Genomic DNA, 20,037 nt, shown 5'->3' on the forward strand with positions numbered 1-20,037 from the left:
GTGCCGCCGAAGGCGACGGCGGAGCAGAAGGCCAAGGTGCGCAGCGCCGCTGAAGTCTTGCTGAAGGAGGTGCGCGCCAACCCGGCCAAGTTCGCCGAGTTGGCCAAGACCCGCTCGCAGGATCCGGGCTCGGCCGCCAACGGCGGGGATTTGGGCTTCTTCGGCCGTGGTGCGATGGTGAAGCCGTTCGAGGACGTTGCATTCCGCATGCAACCGGGCCAGATCAGTGAACTGGTGGAGACGGAGTTCGGTTTCCATATCCTGAAGCTGGATGAGGTCAAGCAGCCGGTCTTTGCCGCGGTCAAGGGTGAGGTCGAGCAACGTCTTAAGCGTCAGAAGGCGGCCGCACAGTTCCGTGCCGCGTCGGAGAAACTGGGAGAGTTGGCTTATCAGCAGGCCGATTCGCTCAAGGCGATCAGTGATCAGTTGAAGCTGAGCCCACAGCATTCCGATTGGCTGGTGCGCGGCAAGCCGGCCAGCGACCCTGTGCTGAACAACCCCAAGTTGTTGGAAGCCGCTTTCAGTGACGATGTCCTCAAGGGCAAGCATAACAGCGAGCCGGTCGACCTCGGCAAGAACACCCTGGTGGTGGTGCGGGTGGCCGAGCACCAGCCCGAGCGTCAGCAGACGCTGGCGGAAGTACAGAACGTGATCAAGGCCGAGCTGGTACGGCGCGAGGGGGCCAAGCTGGCGGAGAAGCGTGGTGACGCCCTGTTGACCGAGCTGAAGGCGGGCAAGAACATCGACAGCCAGCCATGGGAGCCTGCCCAGACGGTGTCACGGCGTTCCTTCGGTGCGCTATCGTTGCCCGAGGTGCGGGCGGTGTTTGCGGCTAGCGCGACCAAGCTACCGGCGTTTGCCGGCGTCAAGCAGGATGGCGGCAACTACGTGGTGTATCGTATCGACAAGGTGATTCCCGCTCCGGCACCTAGCCTGGCGGAGCGCAGTCAGTTGAGCGGCCTGATCGGTGAAATGAATGCGAATGCCCAGGTGGCGAGCTACCTGGAAGCCTTGCGCGAGAAGTACAAGGTGACGCTGAGCCAGCAGCCGGCCGAGTAACGGCCCGTTGGGGCGGTTATAGTTGGATAGCCGGCGCAACAGAGTTGCGCCGGTTTTTGTTTTGTTGTTGCGGCGAGCATGAAAAAAGGGCCCTGAGGCCCTTTGTGACGATCCTGCAATGGGGGTTAGGCGGCGAAGTTTTTCGCTGCGAAGTCCCAGTTCACCAGCTTCCAGAAGCTCTCCAGGTAGTTCGGGCGGCTGTTGCGGTAGTCGATGTAGTAGGCGTGCTCCCATACGTCACAGGTCAGCAGCGCTTTTTTGTCGGTGGTCAGCGGGGTGGCGGCGTTGCTGGTGGAGACCAGGTCGAGCGAGCCATCCGGGTTCTTCACCAGCCAGGCCCAGCCGGAGCCGAAGGTGCCGGCAGCGACGGCGTTGAAGGCTTTCTTGAACTCGTCGAACGAGCCCCACTTGGCGTTGATGGCGTCAGCCAGGGCGCCGGTCGGCTCGCCACCGGCGTTCGGGGCCAGGCCGAACCAGTAGAAGGTGTGGTTCCAGACCTGAGCCGCGTTGTTGAACAGGCCGCCGGTCGATTTCTTGACGATTTCTTCCAGGCTGGCGTTCTCGAACTCGGTGCCCTTGATCAGGTTGTTCAGGTTGGTGACGTAGGTCTGATGGTGTTTGCCGTAGTGGTATTCCAGGGTTTCCTTGGAAATGTACGGAGCGAGGGCGTCCAGCGCGTACGGGAGTTCCGGCAGTTTGTGTTCCATCTTGATCTCCTAAGTGGGGGTGAATGTCGGCTCCGGGCCGACACGATGATGGCGGCAAGTTTACTGGAATTGCCGGGGCCGGCCAATAGCCGACTAAAAAGGTAGAGTAAAGGGTTTCATGGCGTATTTTGACGTAATCATCATCGGGGCCGGCGCCGCCGGGCTGATGTGTGCGGCGACCGCCGGGCAGCGGGGCCGTTCGGTGCTGTTGCTCGATCATGCGGTCAAGCTGGCGGAGAAAATCCGTATTTCCGGCGGCGGGCGGTGCAACTTCACCAACCTCCAGGCCCGGCCCGAGTGCTATCTCTCGGAGAATTCGCACTTCTGCCGATCGGCCCTGTCACAATTCAGCGCCCAGGATTTCATCCGCCTGGTGGAGCGGCATGGCATCGGCTACCACGAAAAAACGCTGGGTCAATTGTTCTGTGATGAGTCCAGCCAGCAAATTATAGACATGCTGGACGGCCTGTGCCGCGAGGCTGGGGTCGATCGTCGCATGGGGGTGACGGTGGGCGCGGTGGAGCGTTCGGACCGCTTCCGGGTGCAGAGCTCGGCCGGGGTGTTCGAGTCGGCTTCGCTGGTTGTGGCGACGGGCGGGCTGTCGATTCCGCAGATTGGGGCGACCGGTTTCGGCTACCAATTGGCCGAACAGTTCGGCCTGGCACTGACGCCGAGGGTGCCGGCGCTGGTGCCGCTGACCTTTCATGCCGACGATGCCGCGCGCTTTGCGCCGCTGGCCGGCGTTTCGCTCGATGCGACGGCGGGCTGTGGCAAGACACGCTTCCGGGAGAACGTATTGTTCACCCACAAAGGCTTGTCCGGGCCGGCCATCCTGCAGGTGTCATCCTACTGGACGCCGGGTCAGGAGCTGGTGCTCGATCTGCTGCCGGAACTCGACGCCGAGGCGTTCCTGGCAGAGCGTGAGGGAAGCGACCAGCTGCTGGCGAATGCCCTGGCCGATGCCGGTTGGCCGAAGCGCTTTGCCCAGGCCTGGCTGGACGGCCTGGGCTTTGGAGGGCGTGTGAAGGATCTGCCCGGCAAGCGCCGCCGCCAGCTGGCGGAAACGCTGCACCACTGGCGCGTCCGCCCCAACGGCAGCCAGGGTTACAAGAAGGCGGAGGTGACGCGTGGCGGCATCAGTACGCGCGACCTGTCGTCCAAGACCATGATGGCCAAGGATGTGCCGGGGTTGTTCTTCATCGGCGAGGTGGTGGATGTGACCGGCTGGCTCGGCGGCTACAACTTCCAGTGGGCCTGGTCATCCGGCTTCGTCGCCGGCGAAAACTGTTAGAATCGCGGTTCGTCTGGTGTCAGACAGGACAGAACCCCACCCCACGACACTCTTTGCAAGCGGTGTCGTCTTACTTGATGTTGTACATGACCGACTCGACTGAATACTTTGACAGCGCCACCGCTGCGGTGCGCACCCCGCCCCAGTCCATCGAGGCCGAACAATCGGTGCTGGGTGGTCTGTTGCTCGATAACAGCGCCTGGGACAAGATCGCGGACGTGGTGGGCGAAGCGGATTTCTACCGTCACGACCACCGGCTGATCTACAAGCATATTGCCAAACTGGTCGAACACTCGCGGCCGGCCGATGTGGTGACGGTGCTGGAGAGTCTCGACAAGTCGGGCGAGAGCGGGGCGGTAGGCGGGTTGGCCTATCTCGCCACGCTGGCGCAGAACACGCCGTCCGCCGCCAACATCCGCCGCTACGCCGAGATCGTGCGAGAGCGCTCGATCATGCGCCAGCTGGCGCAGGTCGGTACGGAGATTGCCGAGGCGGCCTACGCGCCGATGGGGCGCGACGCCGCCCAGCTGCTGGACGAGGCCGAAGGCAAGGTGTTCCACATCGCCGAATCGACCGCCAAGTCGAAGCAGGGCTTCCTCGAGATGCCGAACCTGCTGAAAGAGGTGGTCGAGCGAATCGACATGCTGTACAGCCGCGAGAACCCGGACGAGGTGACCGGCGTGCCGACGGGCTTCATTGATCTGGACGCCAAGACCTCCGGCCTGCAGCCCGGCGACCTGATCATCGTCGCCGGCCGTCCGTCGATGGGCAAGACCGCCTTCTCGATGAACATCGCCGAGCACGTGGCGGTGGAGCAGCATCTGCCGGTGGCGGTGTTCTCGATGGAAATGGGTGGTTCGCAACTGGTGATGCGGATGCTGGGCTCGGTCGGCAGGCTCGACCAGCACATACTGCGCACCGGCAAGCTGGGCGACGATGACTGGCAGAAGCTGACCTACGCCATCGGCAAGTTGTCCGACGCACCGATGTACATCGACGAGACGGCGGCGTTGACCGCGCTGGAGCTGCGCGCGCGCGCGCGTCGCCTGGCGCGTCAGCACGGTGGCAAGCTGGGCCTGATCGTGATCGACTATTTGCAGCTGATGTCCGGCTCGGGTCGCGGCGACAACCGTACCGCCGAGCTGGGTGAGATTTCGCGTGGCCTGAAGGGGCTGGCCAAGGAGCTGCAGGTGCCGGTGATCGCGCTGTCGCAGTTGTCGCGTGCGGTGGAGCAACGCCCTAACAAGCGGCCAATGATGTCTGACCTGCGCGAATCGGGCGCCATCGAGCAGGATGCCGACTTGATTATCTTCATGTACCGCGACGAGTACTACAACCCGGACTCGGACCAGAAGGGCTTGGCCGAAGCCATCATCGGCAAGCACCGTAACGGCCCGACCGGCGCGGTACGCCTGGCCTTTATCGGCCACTACGCAAAGTTCGATAACGCCGCCTCAGTCGGTGCCACCGGCTGGGCAGACAGCGATTCCTGATCCATCAAGGTTGGTCGAAGCGTGGTCTTCGGCCAACCTTTATCGAGACGAGAGAGACATGAGTTATTACGACAAGCACGTGTTCATCTGCTGCAACCAGCGTGCCGAGGGTGAGGGCTGCTGCGCCGACTTTGGCACGCCGGCATTGCTGGGCTACATGAAGGACCGCGTCAAGGCGCTGGGCCTGGCCGGTGAGGGGCAGGTGCGCGTGAACAAGGCGGGGTGCCTGGGCCGTTGCGACGATGGTCCGGTGATGGTGGTGTATCCGCAGGAGACCTGGTACACCTTCGTCGACAAGGACGATCTCGACGAGATCATCGATAGTCACCTGGTGCAGGGCCAAGAGGTGGAAAGGCTGAAAATCTGATGCTGAAGGTTCCTCCTGTCATTTCCATCCGCGGTCCGGTCGGATCGCTCGAAACCATCTACATCGCGGCTCACGGGGAGACACGTGGCATCGCGGTGATCTGCCATCCCAATCCCACCCAGGGCGGCACCAATACCAACAAGGTGGTGCAGACCACGGCGAAGGCGCTGTCTCAGCTCGGCTATGCCTGCTACTGCCCGAATCTGCGCGGGGTGGGCAACAGCGAGGGCGTGCACGATTACGGTACGGGCGAAGTGGACGACGTTATCGCCGTGGTCGAGCATGCGCGAGCCGAGCAGGGTGACCTGTCGCTGGCGCTGGCGGGCTTCTCCTTCGGCGGTTTCGTCGCTGCCCGCGTACGCGAACGCATCGAGGCGGATCAGCTGCTGTTGATGGGGGTGGCGGTCGGCAAGTACGCCATTCCGACCCCCGAGGTGCCGGCCAACACGCTGGTGGTGCATGGCGAAGAGGACGAGGTGATTCCGCTGTCGGCGGTGCTCGACTGGGCCAGGCCGCAGGGGCTGCCGGTGACGGTGTTCCCGGGCACCGGGCACTTCTTCCACGGCAAGCTGGTGCCGCTCGGAAAATGGATCCAGCGCTGCTGGTAACGAGTCCGTCTTCGGCCAACCTTGCGGGTTGGCCGAAGCGTTTCTAGTGTAGGAAAAAGTTGCCGGGCAACAGGGGGACGACATGCTCAGGGTGAGCGGGCTGGTCAAACGCTACGGCGAGCGCAATGCGGTGGACGGCATCAGTTTCGAGGTGCGGCGCGGCGAGTGCTACGGCCTGCTTGGCCCCAACGGTGCCGGCAAGACCACGACCATGAAACTGGCGCTTGGTCTGGTATTGCCCGATGCCGGCGAGATCACGCTATGCGGCGAACCCATACCGGCCCGGGCGCGGGAAGCGCGCAGCCGGGTCGGTGTCGTGCCGCAGTTCGACAACCTCGACCCGGACTTCACCGTGGCCGAAAACCTGCTGGTCTGGGGGCGCTATTTCGGCCTGCGTCCAGTCGATCTACGCGAGCGCGTGCCCTACCTGCTCGACTTCGCCGGCCTGGCCGGTCGTGCCGAAGCCAAGGTAGGGGAGCTGTCCGGCGGCATGAAGCGCCGCCTGACGCTGGCCCGTGCTCTGGTCAATGACCCCGATATCATCTTTCTCGACGAGCCCACCACCGGTCTCGATCCCCAGGCGCGCCATCTGATCTGGGAGCGGCTGCGGCAACTGACGCGGGCGGGCAAGACGCTGGTGCTGACGACGCACTTCATGGAAGAGGCCGAGCGTCTGGCGACGCGTTTGTCGGTGATGGACCACGGGCGGCTGATGGCGGAAGGCTCGCCGCGCGAGCTGATCCAGTCGCTGATCGAGGCCGATGTGGTCGAGGTGTTCGGCGATGGTGCGATCGACTGGGCCAGGCAGGCATCGGCGGATGGCGTGCGGATGGAACTCAGCGGCGAAACGGCCTTTTTCTATGGGCAGGGCATGGAGACGCTACTGGCGGCGCTGGGCGAGAGTGGCTTGCGCTACGTGCTGCGGCCGGCCAATCTGGAGGACGTGTTCCTGCGTCTGACCGGGCGCGAGTTGCGAGATTGAACGCGTCCGGTTGAAAGCAAGTCGCCTGAAGATTCGACAGGCAGGAAAAACAAAACCTCCGTGGTCAGTCTGCGGAGGTTTTGTTTTTGAGGATACGGCACCCGTTGTATGTCACCCAGGTGGCGGTCCGGGTTTACTTGAATACCGGCTTGGGCGGCGTGCCGTCCGACTGGGTGAGCACCTCGTAGCCGGTCTCGGTCACCAGCACGGTGTGCTCCCACTGCGCCGACAGGCTGCGGTCCTTGGTGACCACGGTCCAGCCGTCGCCCAGCAGGCGCAGATGGCGCTTGCCCTGGTTGATCATCGGCTCGATGGTGAAGATCATGCCGGCCTTCAGTTCCAGGCCGGTGCCGGGGCGTCCGTAGTGGAGCACCTGCGGTTCTTCGTGGAATTTCTTGCCAATGCCGTGGCCGCAGAATTCCTGCACCACGCTGTAGCCGGCGGCTTCGGCGTGGCGCTGGATGACATAGCCGATGTCGCCCAGCTTGGCGCCCGGTTTGACCTTGTCGATGCCTAGCCACATGCATTCGTAGGTGACCTTGGCGAGGCGACGAGCATGCGGGCTGACTTCACCTACATAGAACATACGGCTGGTGTCGCCGTGGTAGCCATCCTTGATCACGGTCACATCGATATTGAGCATGTCCCCGTTCTTGAGCGGCTTGTCGTTGGGGATGCCATGGCAGATGACGTGGTTGACCGAGGTGCACACCGACTTGGGGTAGGGGTTGTGGCCATCCGGTGCGTAGTTCAGCGGGGCCGGAATGGTGCCTTGCACGTTGACCATGTAATCATGGCAGAGCTTGTCCAGCTCTTCGGTGGTCACGCCGGGTTTGATGTAAGGGGTGATGTAGTCGAGCACTTCGGAGGCCAGGCGGCCAGCGATGCGCATTTTTTCGATGTCTTCCGGGGTTTTGAGCGTGATGGACATGCTTCTGCTGCGTCGGTGGGTTCAAAGGCTAATAGTAGCAAATACCATAAAAAACGGGCACCCTCAGGTGCCCGTAAAAACTGACTCTTAAGAAGCTAACAGCGCTTAGAAGCTGTGCTTCATGCCAATACCGAAGGCTTGCGGGTCGGCGCCGGCGCCAACTGAGGCAAGGCCATTCACACCAAAGTTGACGCTCTGAGCCTTGTTATTTTTGATTTTGGTAGCATAAGCGTAGAGTTGGGTGCGCTTGGACAGATCGTAGGTGCCGGCCAGAACCCATTGCTTGGCCTTGTAGTCATCCTCATTGCCGGAGGCGGCATTCTTCAACGCGCCCAGTGCACTATAGGACAGTTTGACGGTGGCGGCGCCGAATTCCTGGCCGGCCATGACGGTCCAGTCGTCCTGTTTCAGGTCGCTGCCGCTGGTGGTTGAGTCGAAGCGGCCCCATTCGTAGCCAGCACCGACGAAGGTGCCGGTGGCGAACTTGTAGCCGGCGGTCAGCTTGTAGAAGTCGGTATTGTCGCCTTTCGAGGTGGTGGCCGCTTTGTAGTCGCCCTTGTCGTACTGGCGGTCCCAGCCAGCGGCAACTTGCAGGCCACCCAGAGTGTAGTTGCCGGCGACGGACAGGCGTTGCGCATTGGTGCGACCAGTGCTGTTTTCCGTGCGGGTCTCGTCAACACCATAGGACACGCCTGCTTTGAAACCGGCGAAGGTCGGCGAGAGGTAGTGAACCGAGTTCTTCAGGCGGGTTTCTCCGCGACTGTAAATGCTGGTGCTGCCGGCGTTGTCGGCGGTGGTGTTGGAGCCAGCGTTGAGGCCGATGTCGGTCAGGCTCTTGTAGGCAGTATCGTTATATCCCAGCAGCACTTTGCCGAAGTCAGCGCTTTCCAAGCCTACAAAACTGTTGCGGGTGGCAAACGTGGCAGTGTTGCCTTTTTCGTCGGTGCCACCGTTTTCGAAGTGGCGCAGGCTCTGTTCAACTTGCCAGATCGCTTTCAGGCCATTGCCGAGATCTTCGTTGCCCTTGAAACCGATACGCGAGTTCTCGTCGCTGATACGGGTGGTGGACTTTACGTCATCGGCAGAGTTGGCAGCGCCGGTAGCTTTTACCGACTCGACGCCAGCACTGATGAAACCGTAAATGGTCACATCGGCCATGGCCGGGGCGGCAAACGCGCCGGCAACGACGGCGGCGATCATGATTTGTTTGTTGGCAAACAGTTGTTTCATTTGGCAATGACCTTTCTTATGGGTACTGCTGGTGGAAGTAAGCAAATGATCAGCTTTTTATTATTACGGTGGCCCCCGTACCGGGATAACCAAGGAAAACTCATATGGTTTTCGCCGCCGTGTATTTGTAACAAACAATGCCGCTTTCGTGTCTTGATCTGAAGTAGGGTAAAACGCCAGTTGACGAATTCCTTGTTTCTGTCATATGCGCCGGGCTTGGTAAAGGATGAGGGTTAAGTGTGGTGGTATGCCAATAAAACAGAAAATTTGCGGCATAAAATGCCAACGTCAATAGGTTTTCTTCTGTGGTTTTGCGGGGGTATCGCTACCGAGGTGTGTGGTGAAATTGTGACGGATTGTTTTAACTGGTCGCTCTAAGTGTTGTTTTTTTGTCTATTTGTTGCAAGATAGTGTCGTATTTATGCACATGTACGTTTTGCGCAACAGGCAATGAATGAAGGCAAGGTCGGCGCTTGCCCTGATGGGCATCGGCTCGGAGTGGTGGTTGTAAGCGAAGGGCTGGGGAGAAGGGCCCAAAAGCAGCTTCTGGCCATTGGGAAAGCCCGAAGCTGATTTTGGCGAATGCTGTGGTGTTGACCGGAATGGTCGAGTTTTGCAGAGGGGTCAGGCGAGAAATTTGTTGGGGTAGACCTCGTCGATCAGGGTGCGGCAATCGACGACACGTAAATCATTGTCTTTGGCGAAATCCAGCAGGAACTGAAATACCGCGGGGTCGATTTTTTCCAGCTTCTTGTCGACGGCCACGCAGCGTACTCCTTCGAGCAACATCGGGCGCACATACGCGTGGTAGGCCAGTTTCTGATTGTCGCCAAAGGAGGCCAGGATGCCGGAGAGGCGTTCGGCCCAGTCGCTTGGGCGGAAGGTGCGTCCTTCAGAGGTGAGACCCTGAATGACGATTTCATATGGGTTACAGATCATAGTGATGGACCGGAGGAGTACTTGTTCTGTGTAGTCTCTCGAATCCCGGCCTATGGTGCTATTGGTGTTTTACCCATTTTGCCGGGGTGTGCACTCGAGGGTTTGCCCGCATTCTACCCCAAAACTAGATGCGCTTGAACGGGGGCAATGAGGCCAACAGCTTCTTGCCATAGCTCTGGCGCATCAGCCGGTTATCAAGGATGGTGACCCGGCCGTAGTCCTGTTCGGTGCGAATCAGCCGGCCGACAGCCTGGATCAGCTTGATCGATGCTTCCGGCACGGTGATCTCGATGAACGGGTTGCCGCCACGCTTCTCGATCCAGCGCGACAGTGTGCGGCCGACCGGGTCATCCGGCATGGCGAAGGGCAGCTTGGCGATGATCACGTGTACGCAACTCTCGCCGGGCAGGTCTAGTCCTTCCGAAAATGAATCAAGGCCGAAAATGACGCTCGCTTCACCTTGCTTGAGGCGTTCATGGTGCTGCACCAAAAGCCGGCTCTTGGGCAGTTCGCCCTGGATCAGCAGCCGTTCGCGCAGTCCTGCCGGTACGGCGGCCGCGACTTCCTGCATCTGCTTGCGTGACGAGAATAGCACCAGCGAGCCGAGTGGTTCGGTGACGTCGATCAGTCGCGGCAGCCATTCGACGATCTCCCGGGTATGAGCGGCAGGGTCCTTGGGGGAGGCTACCATGGGGGGGAGGTACAACTCCCCTTGTTCCTGGAAGCTGAATGGCGAATCTAGGGCGACGCAGCTGACATCGGGCAGCCATTTGAGGCCGGTTTGCGACAGCAGCAGGTCGAATTCGCCCAGCGAGCGCAGCGTGGCCGAGGTCAACAGGGCGCCGGCGGCGCGGCGCCATAGGGTGCCGGCGAGGCTCGCAGCGGCACTGACCGGCGAGGCGCTGAACAGGTAGTCGCCCTTGCCTTCTGTGCGCCGGGTGATCCACTTGGCGATCGGCGGAGCGTTCTCGTCGGGGGTCTTCTCGAACAGATCCCACACCGCCATCAGCTGTTCTGAGCGGCCGATCAGAAAGCCCAGGTCGCTGCTGAGCTTGTCGACCAGCGAAGTCTCGCTGCTTTTGTCCTTGCGTGCGTCGCCCAGCGCGTCGTTCATCGACGTCAGGTGCTTGTAGACCATCCGCGCCGACATGGCGAGGTTGGCGGCGGGCACGGTGAAGCGCTCGGGGAGGATGCCGTCGTCGATCAGCCAGGTCGGTTCCAGGTTGTCGCTGCTGGCAGCCAGCGCTTCTTCGCCTTCCAGCAGCCACAGCCATTCGGTTAGCGTCTCCATGCAGGCACCAGCAGCCTCGATGGCATTACCCGCCAGCTCGCTCTTGTTGGTCAGGCTGTCGACGCGGGTGGCGACGGCGGCGACCTTTTCCAGCCAGAACATGGCCTGCGCCAACGAGTGCTCGGCGGAGAACTGGTTGACCGCCTTCTTGGCCAGGTGATGCGCCTCATCGATGCAGTAGAAGCTGTCATCCGGTGCCGGAAGGATAACCCCGCCGCCCATGGCAACGTCGGCCAGCATCAGATCATGGTTGGCGACCACGACATCCACCGTTTCCAGGGTTTCGCGGGCGAGATAAAACGGACATTCGGGACGATTGGGGCACGCAGCCTTGAGGCAGCTGTGCCGGTCATTGGTGACGCGGCTCCATAGGCCGTCTTCGACTACCTCTTGCCAGGTATCGCGATCACCGTTCCAGCGCCGGTAATAGAATTCATCGGCCATCTGACGCAGTGCTTCCAGCTCTTCGGCCTGCGGCTTGCGGTCCCATAGGGCCAACTCCGGCTCCGGTGCCAGCAATTGGCCTTGTGCCGAGTTTGCCGTCAGTTGATAGAGGCGGTGTGGGCAAAGATAGCGCCCGCGCCCCTTGGCTAGGGCAAAGGTGAGCGGCAGCCCGCTGTTGTCCACCACGAAGGGCAGGTCCCGGTTGACGAGTTGTTCCTGCAGCGCGACGGTGGCGCTGGTGACCACCAGCTTCTTGCCGCGCGCGCGCGCCATGACGCCGCCGGCCAGCAGGTAAGCCAGGCTCTTGCCGACACCGGTGGGGCCTTCCACCACAATGATGCTTTCCCCCTCGCGCTCGGGCAGCTCATCGCCTTCCTTGTTCTTGCTGCGCGAGAAGGCGTTGGCGATTTCGGCCAACATACGGCGTTGGGCATTGCGCGGGCGGAACCCAGGCAGGTTGTCGGCAATGGCGCGGTAGTGGTCGCGAATGGCGTCTTTTTCGGCATCGGTCAGCATGGGGCAGATTTTACCCGAAGGGGGGATTGTGCGCCCGCATCAATGACGCACCACTGTCCGCGAGCTAGGATGAGGGCAAAACTAGCATGTGAACAGAATGTCGTACTGTCATGGGTCAGCATCATCGCGTTGAGTCGGGAGGAGGGGTAAATGACACCCGTGAGCCGAGTGCTGGTGGTGAGCGACGATGCCAAATGGCAAGGGGAAGTGCTGGCGGGGCTGGGGGCGGCGGCGATGCAGCTGGAGAATCCCTTCGGTCTTAGCTTTCTTGGAGCGGCCCGGCTGGGCGAAGCCATGGAGAGGGTGGCGGCCGACGGGGAGATCCAGATCGTCCTGGTCGACAAACAGCTGGGTGAGGAAGGTCTTGCCCAGCCGGCGGTGCAGTTGGCGAACCGGATCATCGCTTTCCGTCCAGAATTGTCGCTGTACATCCTGCTGGTGGACGATGACCAGAAACTGCTGGTCGAGGAGATGGCCAGTCATGCCGTGGATGGCTATTTTTACCGGGAGGAACTCGACTTCAGCGGTTGGTTCCGGATTCTGACGGCCGAATTGGCCGAAAAATCGGCTACCCCGTTCTACGACCGGCTGAAACAGTACGTACGGATGGCCAAGGATTCCTGGCATACACCGGGACATTCCGGGGGTGACTCGCTGAAAGGCAGCCCATGGGTGGGTGATTTCTACGAATTCGTCGGCGAGAACATGCTGCGGGCTGATTTATCGGTGTCGGTGCCCATGCTCGATTCGCTGTTGCATCCGACCGGAGTGATCGCCGAGTCGCAGGCGCTGGCCGCCAAGGCGTTCGGCGCGCGCAAGACTTATTTCGCCACCAATGGCACATCGACCTCCAATAAGGTCATTTTCCAGACTTTGTTGACGCCGGGTGCGACGCTGCTGCTGGATCGCAATTGCCACAAGTCGGTGCATCACGGTGTGATCCTGTCTGGTGCCCGCCCGGTCTATCTCGATTCCTCGATCAATCCCAAGTACGGCATTTTCGGGCCGGTGTCGAAAGCCACTCTGTTTGCCGCCATCCAGGCGCACCCGGAGGCGCGGGTGTTGATCCTGACCTCGTGCACTTACGATGGGCTGCGCTACGATCTCGAACCGATCGTCGAGGCGGCTCACGCCAGGGGGATAAAGGTAGTCGTGGACGAGGCGTGGTATGGCTTTGCCCGTTTCCACCCGGAACTTCGGCCTACCGCGTTGGAGGCGGGGGCGGATTATGTCACGCAAAGCACCCACAAGGTGCTGTCGGCCTTTTCGCAGGCGGGCATGATTCACGTCAACGACCCCGACTTCGACGAGCATCTGTTTCGAGAAAACTTCAATATGCATGCCTCGACCAGCCCCCAGTACAACCTGATTGCCAGCCTCGATGTGGCGCGCAAGCAGGCGGTGATGGAGGGGTATCGGTTGCTGGAGCGTACATTGAGGCTGGCCCAGGAGTTGCGGCAGAAGATCGATTCGACCGGAGTATTTCGCGTGCTGGAATTGGAGGATCTGCTCCCGGAGGAGGTACGGGAGGATGGTATCCGGCTTGATCCCACCAAGCTCACGATCGATATCACCGGCTCCGGATTCAGTGCGGATGAATTGCAGCAGGCCTTGTTCGAGCGCTACAACATCCAGGTGGAGAAGTCGACATTCAGCACGGTTACGTTGTTGCTGACCATCGGCACCACGCGCAGCAAGGTATCGCGGCTGCACGATGCCATGCTGCGGCTGGCCAAGGAAAAGCGACCGCGGCATACGCCGCGGCGTCTGCCGGAGATTCCCCATTTCAGCCGGCTGGCGTGCCTGCCACGCGATGCCTTTTATGAAGAAGGGGAACGTCTACCCTTATTGGATGATGAGGGGCGACCGAATAGCGAGCTGCTAGGGCGGGTGTGCTGCGACCAGATCGTTCCCTATCCGCCGGGGATTCCGGTGTTGGTGCCGGGCCAGGTGATCGACGAGAGCATCCTGTCCTATCTGGCGCGCCTTCAAAAAGCACAAAAAACCATAGAAATGCACGGCTTGGCAGGTAATTCTGGTGATTACGTAGTGCGGGTTCTCAGTTCGGTAGAGTTTTTGCAATTGCCGAGCAGAATATTGTTCGGTTGATTGCTTGCCAGTCCGGCCGATTTCCGATAAATATAAGGTTTGTCGCATTTGTGTAAGTTTTCGGCCGATTGGCCACATTTTGCGACATCCTGATGTACCGATAATTTTGCAACCAGCGTGTAGTACGTGCCGCCGCGCAAGACTTCCGGGCCCGGCGGCCATTTATTTTGGATTGTGACCATGACGCAAGTAAGACATTACCTGCAATTCAGTGACCTGAACCGCGATGACTACCAGTACCTCTTCCAGCGTGCCCAGGTACTGAAGCGACGACATGGCTCCGGAGAGCTGTACCGTCCGCTGGTAGGCAAGGTGATGTCGATGGTGTTCGAGAAGAACTCCACCCGCACCCGGGTGTCATTCGAAGCCGGCATGTCCCAGCTGGGTGGCCACGCCATGTTCCTCGATGCCAACACGTCGCAGCTGGGTCGCGGCGAGCCGATCGAGGATACGGCGCGGGTGCTGTCGCGCATGAGCGATATCATCATGATCCGCACCTTCGAGCAATCCAATGTCGAGCGTCTGGCCGCCAATTCGCGCGTGCCGGTGATCAACGGGCTGACCAACGAGTATCACCCGTGCCAGATTCTGGCCGATATCCTGACCTTCATCGAGCATCGCGGTCCGATCAAGGGCAAGACGGTGGCCTGGGTGGGCGACGGCAACAATATGTGCCGCACCTGGCTGCAGGCCGCCAAGCTGCTCGATTTCAAGCTCAAGGCGGCGACACCGGTGGGCTACGAGCTGAAGGCTCTGGACGGCCAGCATTACGGCCCGGAGCATTTCGAGCCTAGCCATAGTGCCGAGCACGCCGTGGCTGGCGCCGATCTGGTGACCACCGACGTGTTTACCAGCATGGGCTTCGAAGCGGAGTCCGTGGCGCGCATGGAAGCGTTCCGCAACTATCAGATCACAGCCGATCTGATGAAGCACGCCAAGCCGGATGCCCTGTTCATGCACTGTCTGCCGGCGCACCGCGGTGAAGAGGTGGCCGCCGACGTGATCGACGGTCCGCAAAGCGTGGTGTGGGATGAGGCGGAAAACCGTATGCACGGGCAGAAAGCCCTAATAGAATATCTCCTGCTGGGTCGTGTAGACGACTGAAGAGCCTGTTTCATCAGGCGGCTGAGCCTTCGCACCTTGAGTGCCGGCGGACTGCGGGCGAATTTTTAATTCGCTCAGCGTTGCGGAATCCTCATGTGCTCTGAGTACATTCAGGTTTCCCCTGCTCCGGTGGCGCTCGATCTGCTCCGGCTCGCTCGCCTGCTGAAATAGGCCTACATTCCTGCAAGGGAACTCCGAACATTTCGCCGAAAGAAAACGTAATGTCTGACATTAAAAAAGTAGTGCTGGCCTATTCCGGCGGCCTAGATACCTCCGTCATCCTCAAATGGCTGCAAGATACCTACCAGTGTGAGGTCGTCACCTTCACCGCCGACATCGGCCAGGGTGAGGAAGTGGAACCGGCGCGCAAGAAAGCCGTGGCGCTCGGCATCAAGCAGGAAAACATCTTCATCGACGACCTGCGCGAAGAATTCGTGCGCGATTTCGTGTTCCCGATGTTCCGTGCCAACGCCATCTACGAAGGCGAGTACCTGCTGGGCACGTCGATCGCCCGTCCGCTGATCGCCAAGCGCCAGATCGAGATCGCCAACCAGACCGGTGCCGACGCGGTATCGCATGGCGCCACCGGCAAGGGCAACGACCAGGTGCGTTTCGAGCTGGGCTACTACGCCCTGAAGCCGGACGTCAAAGTGATCGCCCCGTGGCGCGAGTGGGACCTGCTGTCGCGCGAGAAGCTGCTCGCTTATGCCGAGAAAAACGGCATCGACATCACCAAGAAGAAGAGCGGCGGCAGCCCGTACTCGATGGATGCCAACCTGCTGCACATCTCCTACGAAGGCACCGTGCTGGAAAACCCGGCTGCCGAGCCGGAAGAAGACATGTGGCTGTGGACCGTGTCGCCGGAAAATGCCCCGGACCAGGCCGAATACGTCGAACTCGAATACAAGAACGGTGACATCGTCGCCATCAACGGCGTGGCGCTGAGCCCCGCTCAGGTGCTGACCGAGCTGAACCGCCTCGGTGGCAAGCATGGCATCGGCCGTCTCGACATCGTGGAAAACCGCTACGTCGGCATGAAGTCGCGCGGCTGCTACGAAACCCCGGGCGGTACCATCATGATGAAGGCGCACCGCGCCATCGAATCGATCACGCTGGACCGCGAAGTGGCTCACCTCAAGGACGAGCTGATCGCCAAGTACGCCAGCCTGATCTACAACGGCTACTGGTGGGCGCCGGAACGCAAGATGATGCAGAGCATGATCGACGCGTCGCAGGCCACCGTGAACGGCTGGGTACGCCTCAAGCTGTACAAGGGCAACGTGATCGTGGTGGGCCGCGATTCGAAGACCGATTCACTGTTCGACCCGAACATCGCGACCTTCGATGAAGACTTCGGTGCCTACAACCATGCCGATGCCGCCGGCTTCATCCGCCTCAATTCGCTGCGCATGCGCATTGCCGCCAAGCTGTACAACAAGTAACAGTGGCACGGCGTAATAAAAAACCGCACCGGGGTGGTGCGGTTTTTTTATCGGCTCCGTATAATGGCGGGGCTAAACAAATCAGGGACTTGCAATGAGCGAAGAGCAGTTCACCAATATCTCGCTGGCCGTGTGTCTGACCGGCCTCGTGGTGTTCATCGGATTCATCATCTGGGATCTGGGCAAAAAGTCCGGCGCCGGCAAGTTCGGCACGGCGGTGCTGTTCCTGGTGCTGGGGCTGGGTGTCGGTGGCTTCATCTTCAAGAATGTCCTGGTAGAGTTTTTCATTCTGAAGTAACCGATCGGGGTCTTGCTCCCCGTGGTTGCTCGCTCGATTGATCAAAAAAACACTGGCCCTTCCTGTTGGAAGCGCCAGTGTTTTTTTACGCCCGTCGTACGCGTGTGGATATGGCTTAAGCGTCGAGCCCGCTCTGTGCCAGTTCGGCGGCACGGATCACGGCGCGAGCCTTGTTTTGGGTTTCTTGCCATTCCGATTCGGGGACCGAGTCGGCGACGATGCCGGCGCCGGACTGCACGTACAGCATGTTGTTCTTGACCACGGCGGTACGGATGGCGATGGCCAGGTCCATGTCGCCGGAGAAGCCAAGGTAGCCGACGGCGCCGCCGTAGACGCCGCGCTTGGTGGGTTCGAACTCGTCGATGATCTCCATGGCACGCACTTTCGGCGCGCCGGACAAGGTGCCGGCCGGGAAGGCGGCCTTGAGAATGTCGATATTCGAAACCTCGGGGGAAACGCGGCCCTCGACACTGGAGACGATGTGCATCACGTGCGAGTAGCGTTCGATCACCATGTTGTCGGTGACGTTTACGCTGCCGACATCGGCGACACGGCCGACGTCGTTGCGGCCGAGGTCCATCAGCATGACGTGTTCGGCGATCTCCTTCGGGTCGGCCAGCAATTCTTCGGCCAACCGTTCGTCTTCCTCGCGGTTTTTGCCGCGCACGCGGGTGCCAGCGATCGGCCGTACCGTCACAGTGTCGGTCTCGCGCCGCACCAGAATTTCCGGCGAGGCCCCAACCACGTGGAAGTCGTCGAAGTGGTAGAAGAACATGTACGGCGATGGGTTCAGGCTGCGCAATGCGCGGTATAGCGTCAGCGGCGAGTCGTGATAGGGCATCTGCAGCCGCTGCGCCAGCACCACCTGCATGATGTCGCCGTCGACGATGTATTGTTTGGCACGCTCGACGGCGTGCTTGAATTCTTCCTGGCCGTATTCCGAGCGCGCCTGGGTCGGCTGGCTCGGCAGCGACAGCGGAATGGCCACCGGTTCGCGCAGCTTGGCGCGCAGCTGGCCGAGGCGCGCCTGCGCCTTGATCAGTGCGTTGGGCACCGCCGGGTCGGCGTACACCACCAGGTAGAGCTTGCCGGACAGGTTGTCGACCACGGCGAGTTCTTCCGACAGCATCAGCAGGATGTCCGGGGTGCCGACCGGGTCGGGTTTCTGCGTGGCGGCCAGCCGCTTCTCGATGTGGCGGATGGTGTCGTAGCCGAAATAGCCGACCAGGCCGCCGGTGAAGCGCGGCAGCGACTCGACCGGTGGGGTGCGGAAGCGCTGCTGAAAGGTGTCGATGAAGGCGAGCGGGTCTCCCTCGTACTGCTCGATGACCTTGTCGCCGTACTCGACCTGCACCTTGTGGCCGTTGACGCGCAGGCGCGTGGTGGCGGGCAGGCCGATGAAGGAGTAGCGGCCGAAGCGCTCGCCGCCCACCACCGACTCCAGCAGGTAGGAGTAGGGCAGGTTGGCCAGTTTCAGGTAGACCGACAGCGGGGTGTCGAGGTCGGCGAACAGTTCGAGGGTGACCGGAATGCGGTTGTAGCCGGCGGCGGCAAGGCGTGTGAATTCGTCGTGCGTCATGCTTTATCCCAAAATGACCAGAAACGGAAAACGATGCAAACGGAGGTGTGGCTCAGGGTTGCCATCGCCAGCTGGCCAGGTTGGGCAGGAATTTCATGATGCAAACGGTATCCAGAAATGCGTCAGACAATGTCAGGTATTCTTAAACAAATCGTAGAGTTCGACAAGGCTGTCCACCACGTGGTCGGCCTCGAGGCTGGCGGCGTCACCGTAGCCGTAGCTCACCGCCACGGCCAGACTGCCGGCCGCGCGTGCCGCCAGCACGTCGTTGTGCGAGTCGCCGACCATGGCCAGCTCGTCGGGGCGGATGCCCAGCGTCTGGCAGGCGTGCAGGAGCGGGAGGGCAGAGGGCTTCTTCTCGGGCAGGCTGTCGCCGCCCAGGATCATGCTGAACGAGGAGGCCATGCCGAGCTCCTCCAGCAGCGGTACCGCCAGCCGTTCCGATTTGTTGGTGATGACCACCTGTGGCAGTTGCAGTGCGCGCAGCAGCCCCAGGGCATCGAGCACGCCGGCGTAGACGCGGCTGTGTACGTTGAGGTGATCGCGGTAGTACTGCACGAAGAAGGTGAAGCCGCGTTCCCACAGCGCGGGTTCGGCCTGGCCGTCGCGCTCGTCGGTGATGGCACGGTGCACCAAGCTGGCGATGCCGTCGCCGACATGCTGCTGGATGCGCAGTTCAGCCAGAGCGGGCAGCTTGAGGTACGCGCGCATGGCGTTGGCGGCGGCGGCCAGATCGGGGATGGAGTCGACCAGCGTGCCGTCCAGATCGAACGCCACGGCCTTGATGTGTTTTGCTGTCATGGGGTGCGTGAAAGTGAGCGCCTGCACGGGCAGGCGGAAACGGTTGTCCTGCCCGCGAGTATACACCAGGCGCTGGCGCCGACCGCGCCGCGGCTCACGGCAGGGCGCGGATGTCGGCCACCGGCTCTTCGCCGAAGCGGGGCCCCAGCAGATAGTCCAGCAGTTTGCCGGCGGCGGCTTCCGGACTGTCCAGCGCGCCTTCCTGCTTGAGGGCGAGGAAGCGTGGCAGGTTGGGGAAGCTCTCCGGTGCGGCGTGGCGGATTTCGGCCTGCATGTCGGTATCGATCACGCCGGGGTAGACCGCGGCGACCCGTACAGGGTTGGCCGAAGCCGCCTGTTCCACGGCGAGGTGGCGGCTGAAGTGGTCCAGTCCCGCCTTGCCGCTGCCGTAAACGCCCCAGCCCGGGTAGGCCTTTACTGCGGCGCCGGAGGAAACATTGAGGATGCGGCGGTCGCTCCAGGCGGCGGTGTCGGCAAGGAAACGGTTGCTCAGCACCATCGGTGCCGCCAGGTTGAGGCTCAGGGCGTGACGCAAGGCATGGTCGTCGTAGTGGCCGGCCACCGCGATCGGCCAGACCACCCCGGCGTTGTTGATCAGCAGTATCTGCCCGTCCCGGGGCAGGGTGGCCAGGGCGCGGGCGATGGCGCTGTCCTGCTGGGCCGGGTCGCTCAGGTCGGTACTGAGCCAGTGCAGTTGCCCGGGGTGGGCTTCGGCCAACCGGGCCAGGCCTTCGCCCTGGCTGCGCGCCAGCGCCGCCACGCAGAAACCGCGTGCCAGCAGGTTGCTGCACAGGGCGAGCCCCAGTCCACGCGAGGCTCCGGTGACGATGGCGGCGCTGGACATGG

General features: G+C 61.5%; 18 protein-coding genes. 10 read left to right on the forward strand and 8 right to left on the reverse strand.

The window, feature by feature from the left end; translation table 11 throughout:
* The coding region (locus FURADRAFT_RS21030) for a peptidylprolyl isomerase (RefSeq protein WP_040652596.1) at window positions 1-1,059 on the forward strand (1,059 nt) is incomplete at its 5' end.
* A 125-nt stretch (window positions 1,060-1,184) separates the two neighbouring features.
* Here FURADRAFT_RS21030 and sodB read toward each other — a convergent pair.
* Complete coding sequence (gene sodB / locus FURADRAFT_RS07980; protein WP_008953615.1) at window positions 1,185-1,766, reverse strand: superoxide dismutase [Fe]; 582 nt, start codon at window positions 1,764-1,766, stop codon at window positions 1,185-1,187.
* 118 nt (window positions 1,767-1,884) lie between these two features.
* On the opposite strand from sodB, the gene FURADRAFT_RS07985 reads away from it, so the two are divergent.
* The 5 genes from FURADRAFT_RS07985 (at window position 1,885) to FURADRAFT_RS08005 (ending at window position 6,507) form a co-directional block, all read left to right on the forward strand.
* Window positions 1,885-3,057, forward strand: coding sequence for a BaiN/RdsA family NAD(P)/FAD-dependent oxidoreductase (locus FURADRAFT_RS07985; protein ID WP_008953616.1), 1,173 nt, complete (start codon window positions 1,885-1,887; stop codon window positions 3,055-3,057).
* Window positions 3,058-3,143: 86 nt separating this feature from the next.
* Window positions 3,144-4,550: a replicative DNA helicase gene (gene dnaB, locus FURADRAFT_RS07990; protein WP_408003240.1), complete on the forward strand. Its 1,407-nt coding sequence runs from the start codon at window positions 3,144-3,146 to the stop codon at window positions 4,548-4,550.
* Between the two features lie 58 nt (window positions 4,551-4,608).
* The gene (locus FURADRAFT_RS07995) at window positions 4,609-4,917 is read left to right on the forward strand and encodes a (2Fe-2S) ferredoxin domain-containing protein (protein WP_008953618.1); all 309 of its coding nucleotides are present in this window, start codon (window positions 4,609-4,611) and stop codon (window positions 4,915-4,917) included.
* A complete protein-coding gene (locus FURADRAFT_RS08000) occupies window positions 4,917-5,525 on the forward strand; it encodes an alpha/beta hydrolase (RefSeq protein ID WP_008953619.1) in 609 nt (202 codons plus the stop codon). Before FURADRAFT_RS07995 ends, FURADRAFT_RS08000 begins: the two co-directional genes overlap by 1 nt.
* Window positions 5,526-5,607: 82 nt before the next feature.
* Window positions 5,608-6,507, forward strand: coding sequence for an ATP-binding cassette domain-containing protein (locus tag FURADRAFT_RS08005; RefSeq protein WP_008953620.1), 900 nt, complete (start codon window positions 5,608-5,610; stop codon window positions 6,505-6,507).
* 133 nt (window positions 6,508-6,640) lie between these two features.
* Here FURADRAFT_RS08005 and map read toward each other — a convergent pair whose 3' ends face one another.
* The 4 genes from map to dinG all read right to left on the reverse strand — a co-directional run bounded on the left by map (window position 6,641) and on the right by dinG (window position 11,858).
* Window positions 6,641-7,438, reverse strand: a complete 798-nt coding sequence (gene map / locus FURADRAFT_RS08010) for a type I methionyl aminopeptidase (RefSeq protein WP_008953621.1) — start codon at window positions 7,436-7,438, stop codon at window positions 6,641-6,643.
* 105 nt (window positions 7,439-7,543) lie between these two features.
* Window positions 7,544-8,668 carry a porin gene (locus tag FURADRAFT_RS08015; RefSeq protein ID WP_008953622.1) on the reverse strand — a complete coding sequence of 375 codons (1,125 nt, stop codon included), beginning with the start codon at window positions 8,666-8,668 and terminating at the stop codon, window positions 7,544-7,546.
* A gap of 624 nt (window positions 8,669-9,292) precedes the next feature.
* The gene (locus FURADRAFT_RS08020; RefSeq protein WP_008953623.1) at window positions 9,293-9,607 is read right to left on the reverse strand and encodes a DUF3579 domain-containing protein; all 315 of its coding nucleotides are present in this window, start codon (window positions 9,605-9,607) and stop codon (window positions 9,293-9,295) included.
* 124 nt (window positions 9,608-9,731) lie between these two features.
* Window positions 9,732-11,858 carry an ATP-dependent DNA helicase DinG gene (gene dinG / locus FURADRAFT_RS08025; protein ID WP_008953624.1) on the reverse strand — a complete coding sequence of 709 codons (2,127 nt, stop codon included), beginning with the start codon at window positions 11,856-11,858 and terminating at the stop codon, window positions 9,732-9,734.
* A 150-nt stretch (window positions 11,859-12,008) separates the two neighbouring features.
* On the opposite strand from dinG, the gene FURADRAFT_RS08030 reads away from it, so the two are divergent.
* The 4 genes from FURADRAFT_RS08030 to FURADRAFT_RS08045 all read left to right on the forward strand — a co-directional run bounded on the left by FURADRAFT_RS08030 (window position 12,009) and on the right by FURADRAFT_RS08045 (window position 16,811).
* On the forward strand, window positions 12,009-13,967 hold the full coding sequence (locus FURADRAFT_RS08030; protein ID WP_008953625.1) for an aminotransferase class I/II-fold pyridoxal phosphate-dependent enzyme: 1,959 nt from the start codon (window positions 12,009-12,011) through the stop codon (window positions 13,965-13,967).
* A 180-nt stretch (window positions 13,968-14,147) separates the two neighbouring features.
* Window positions 14,148-15,071 carry an ornithine carbamoyltransferase gene (gene argF, locus FURADRAFT_RS08035; protein WP_008953626.1) on the forward strand — a complete coding sequence of 308 codons (924 nt, stop codon included), beginning with the start codon at window positions 14,148-14,150 and terminating at the stop codon, window positions 15,069-15,071.
* Between the two features lie 221 nt (window positions 15,072-15,292).
* Window positions 15,293-16,513, forward strand: a complete 1,221-nt coding sequence (locus FURADRAFT_RS08040; protein WP_008953627.1) for an argininosuccinate synthase — start codon at window positions 15,293-15,295, stop codon at window positions 16,511-16,513.
* 94 nt (window positions 16,514-16,607) lie between these two features.
* Window positions 16,608-16,811, forward strand: coding sequence for a DUF2788 domain-containing protein (locus FURADRAFT_RS08045; RefSeq protein ID WP_008953628.1), 204 nt, complete (start codon window positions 16,608-16,610; stop codon window positions 16,809-16,811).
* Window positions 16,812-16,926: 115 nt separating this feature from the next.
* On the opposite strand, the gene trpE is transcribed toward FURADRAFT_RS08045, so the two are convergent.
* The 3 genes from trpE to FURADRAFT_RS08060 all read right to left on the reverse strand — a co-directional run bounded on the left by trpE (window position 16,927) and on the right by FURADRAFT_RS08060 (window position 20,035).
* Window positions 16,927-18,390 carry an anthranilate synthase component I gene (gene trpE / locus FURADRAFT_RS08050; RefSeq protein WP_008953629.1) on the reverse strand — a complete coding sequence of 488 codons (1,464 nt, stop codon included), beginning with the start codon at window positions 18,388-18,390 and terminating at the stop codon, window positions 16,927-16,929.
* 132 nt (window positions 18,391-18,522) lie between these two features.
* Window positions 18,523-19,191: a phosphoglycolate phosphatase gene (locus FURADRAFT_RS08055; protein ID WP_201441939.1), complete on the reverse strand. Its 669-nt coding sequence runs from the start codon at window positions 19,189-19,191 to the stop codon at window positions 18,523-18,525.
* Between the two features lie 94 nt (window positions 19,192-19,285).
* The gene (locus FURADRAFT_RS08060; RefSeq protein WP_008953631.1) at window positions 19,286-20,035 is read right to left on the reverse strand and encodes an SDR family NAD(P)-dependent oxidoreductase; all 750 of its coding nucleotides are present in this window, start codon (window positions 20,033-20,035) and stop codon (window positions 19,286-19,288) included.
* Window positions 20,036-20,037 lie beyond the last annotated feature (2 nt).

It is taken from the genome of Pseudogulbenkiania ferrooxidans 2002 (assembly GCF_000174355.1).
In the GTDB taxonomy this organism is placed as follows: domain Bacteria; phylum Pseudomonadota; class Gammaproteobacteria; order Burkholderiales; family Chromobacteriaceae; genus Pseudogulbenkiania; species Pseudogulbenkiania ferrooxidans.

Bases quoted from the DNA above. Each gene is read 5' to 3' on its own strand.
- sodB (WP_008953615.1), bottom strand. From the start codon at position 1,766: ATGGAACACAAACTGCCGGAACTCCCGTACGCGCTGGACGCCCTCGCT.
- FURADRAFT_RS07985 (WP_008953616.1), top strand. From the start codon at position 1,885: ATGGCGTATTTTGACGTAATCATCATCGGGGCCGGCGCCGCCGGGCTG.
- dnaB (WP_408003240.1), top strand. From the start codon at position 3,144: ATGACCGACTCGACTGAATACTTTGACAGCGCCACCGCTGCGGTGCGC.
- FURADRAFT_RS07995 (WP_008953618.1), top strand. From the start codon at position 4,609: ATGAGTTATTACGACAAGCACGTGTTCATCTGCTGCAACCAGCGTGCC.
- FURADRAFT_RS08000 (WP_008953619.1), top strand. From the start codon at position 4,917: ATGCTGAAGGTTCCTCCTGTCATTTCCATCCGCGGTCCGGTCGGATCG.
- FURADRAFT_RS08005 (WP_008953620.1), top strand. From the start codon at position 5,608: ATGCTCAGGGTGAGCGGGCTGGTCAAACGCTACGGCGAGCGCAATGCG.
- map (WP_008953621.1), bottom strand. From the start codon at position 7,438: ATGTCCATCACGCTCAAAACCCCGGAAGACATCGAAAAAATGCGCATC.
- FURADRAFT_RS08015 (WP_008953622.1), bottom strand. From the start codon at position 8,668: ATGAAACAACTGTTTGCCAACAAACAAATCATGATCGCCGCCGTCGTT.
- FURADRAFT_RS08020 (WP_008953623.1), bottom strand. From the start codon at position 9,607: ATGATCTGTAACCCATATGAAATCGTCATTCAGGGTCTCACCTCTGAA.
- dinG (WP_008953624.1), bottom strand. From the start codon at position 11,858: ATGCTGACCGATGCCGAAAAAGACGCCATTCGCGACCACTACCGCGCC.
- FURADRAFT_RS08030 (WP_008953625.1), top strand. From the start codon at position 12,009: ATGACACCCGTGAGCCGAGTGCTGGTGGTGAGCGACGATGCCAAATGG.
- argF (WP_008953626.1), top strand. From the start codon at position 14,148: ATGACGCAAGTAAGACATTACCTGCAATTCAGTGACCTGAACCGCGAT.
- FURADRAFT_RS08040 (WP_008953627.1), top strand. From the start codon at position 15,293: ATGTCTGACATTAAAAAAGTAGTGCTGGCCTATTCCGGCGGCCTAGAT.
- FURADRAFT_RS08045 (WP_008953628.1), top strand. From the start codon at position 16,608: ATGAGCGAAGAGCAGTTCACCAATATCTCGCTGGCCGTGTGTCTGACC.
- trpE (WP_008953629.1), bottom strand. From the start codon at position 18,390: ATGACGCACGACGAATTCACACGCCTTGCCGCCGCCGGCTACAACCGC.
- FURADRAFT_RS08055 (WP_201441939.1), bottom strand. From the start codon at position 19,191: ATGACAGCAAAACACATCAAGGCCGTGGCGTTCGATCTGGACGGCACG.
- FURADRAFT_RS08060 (WP_008953631.1), bottom strand. From the start codon at position 20,035: ATGTCCAGCGCCGCCATCGTCACCGGAGCCTCGCGTGGACTGGGGCTC.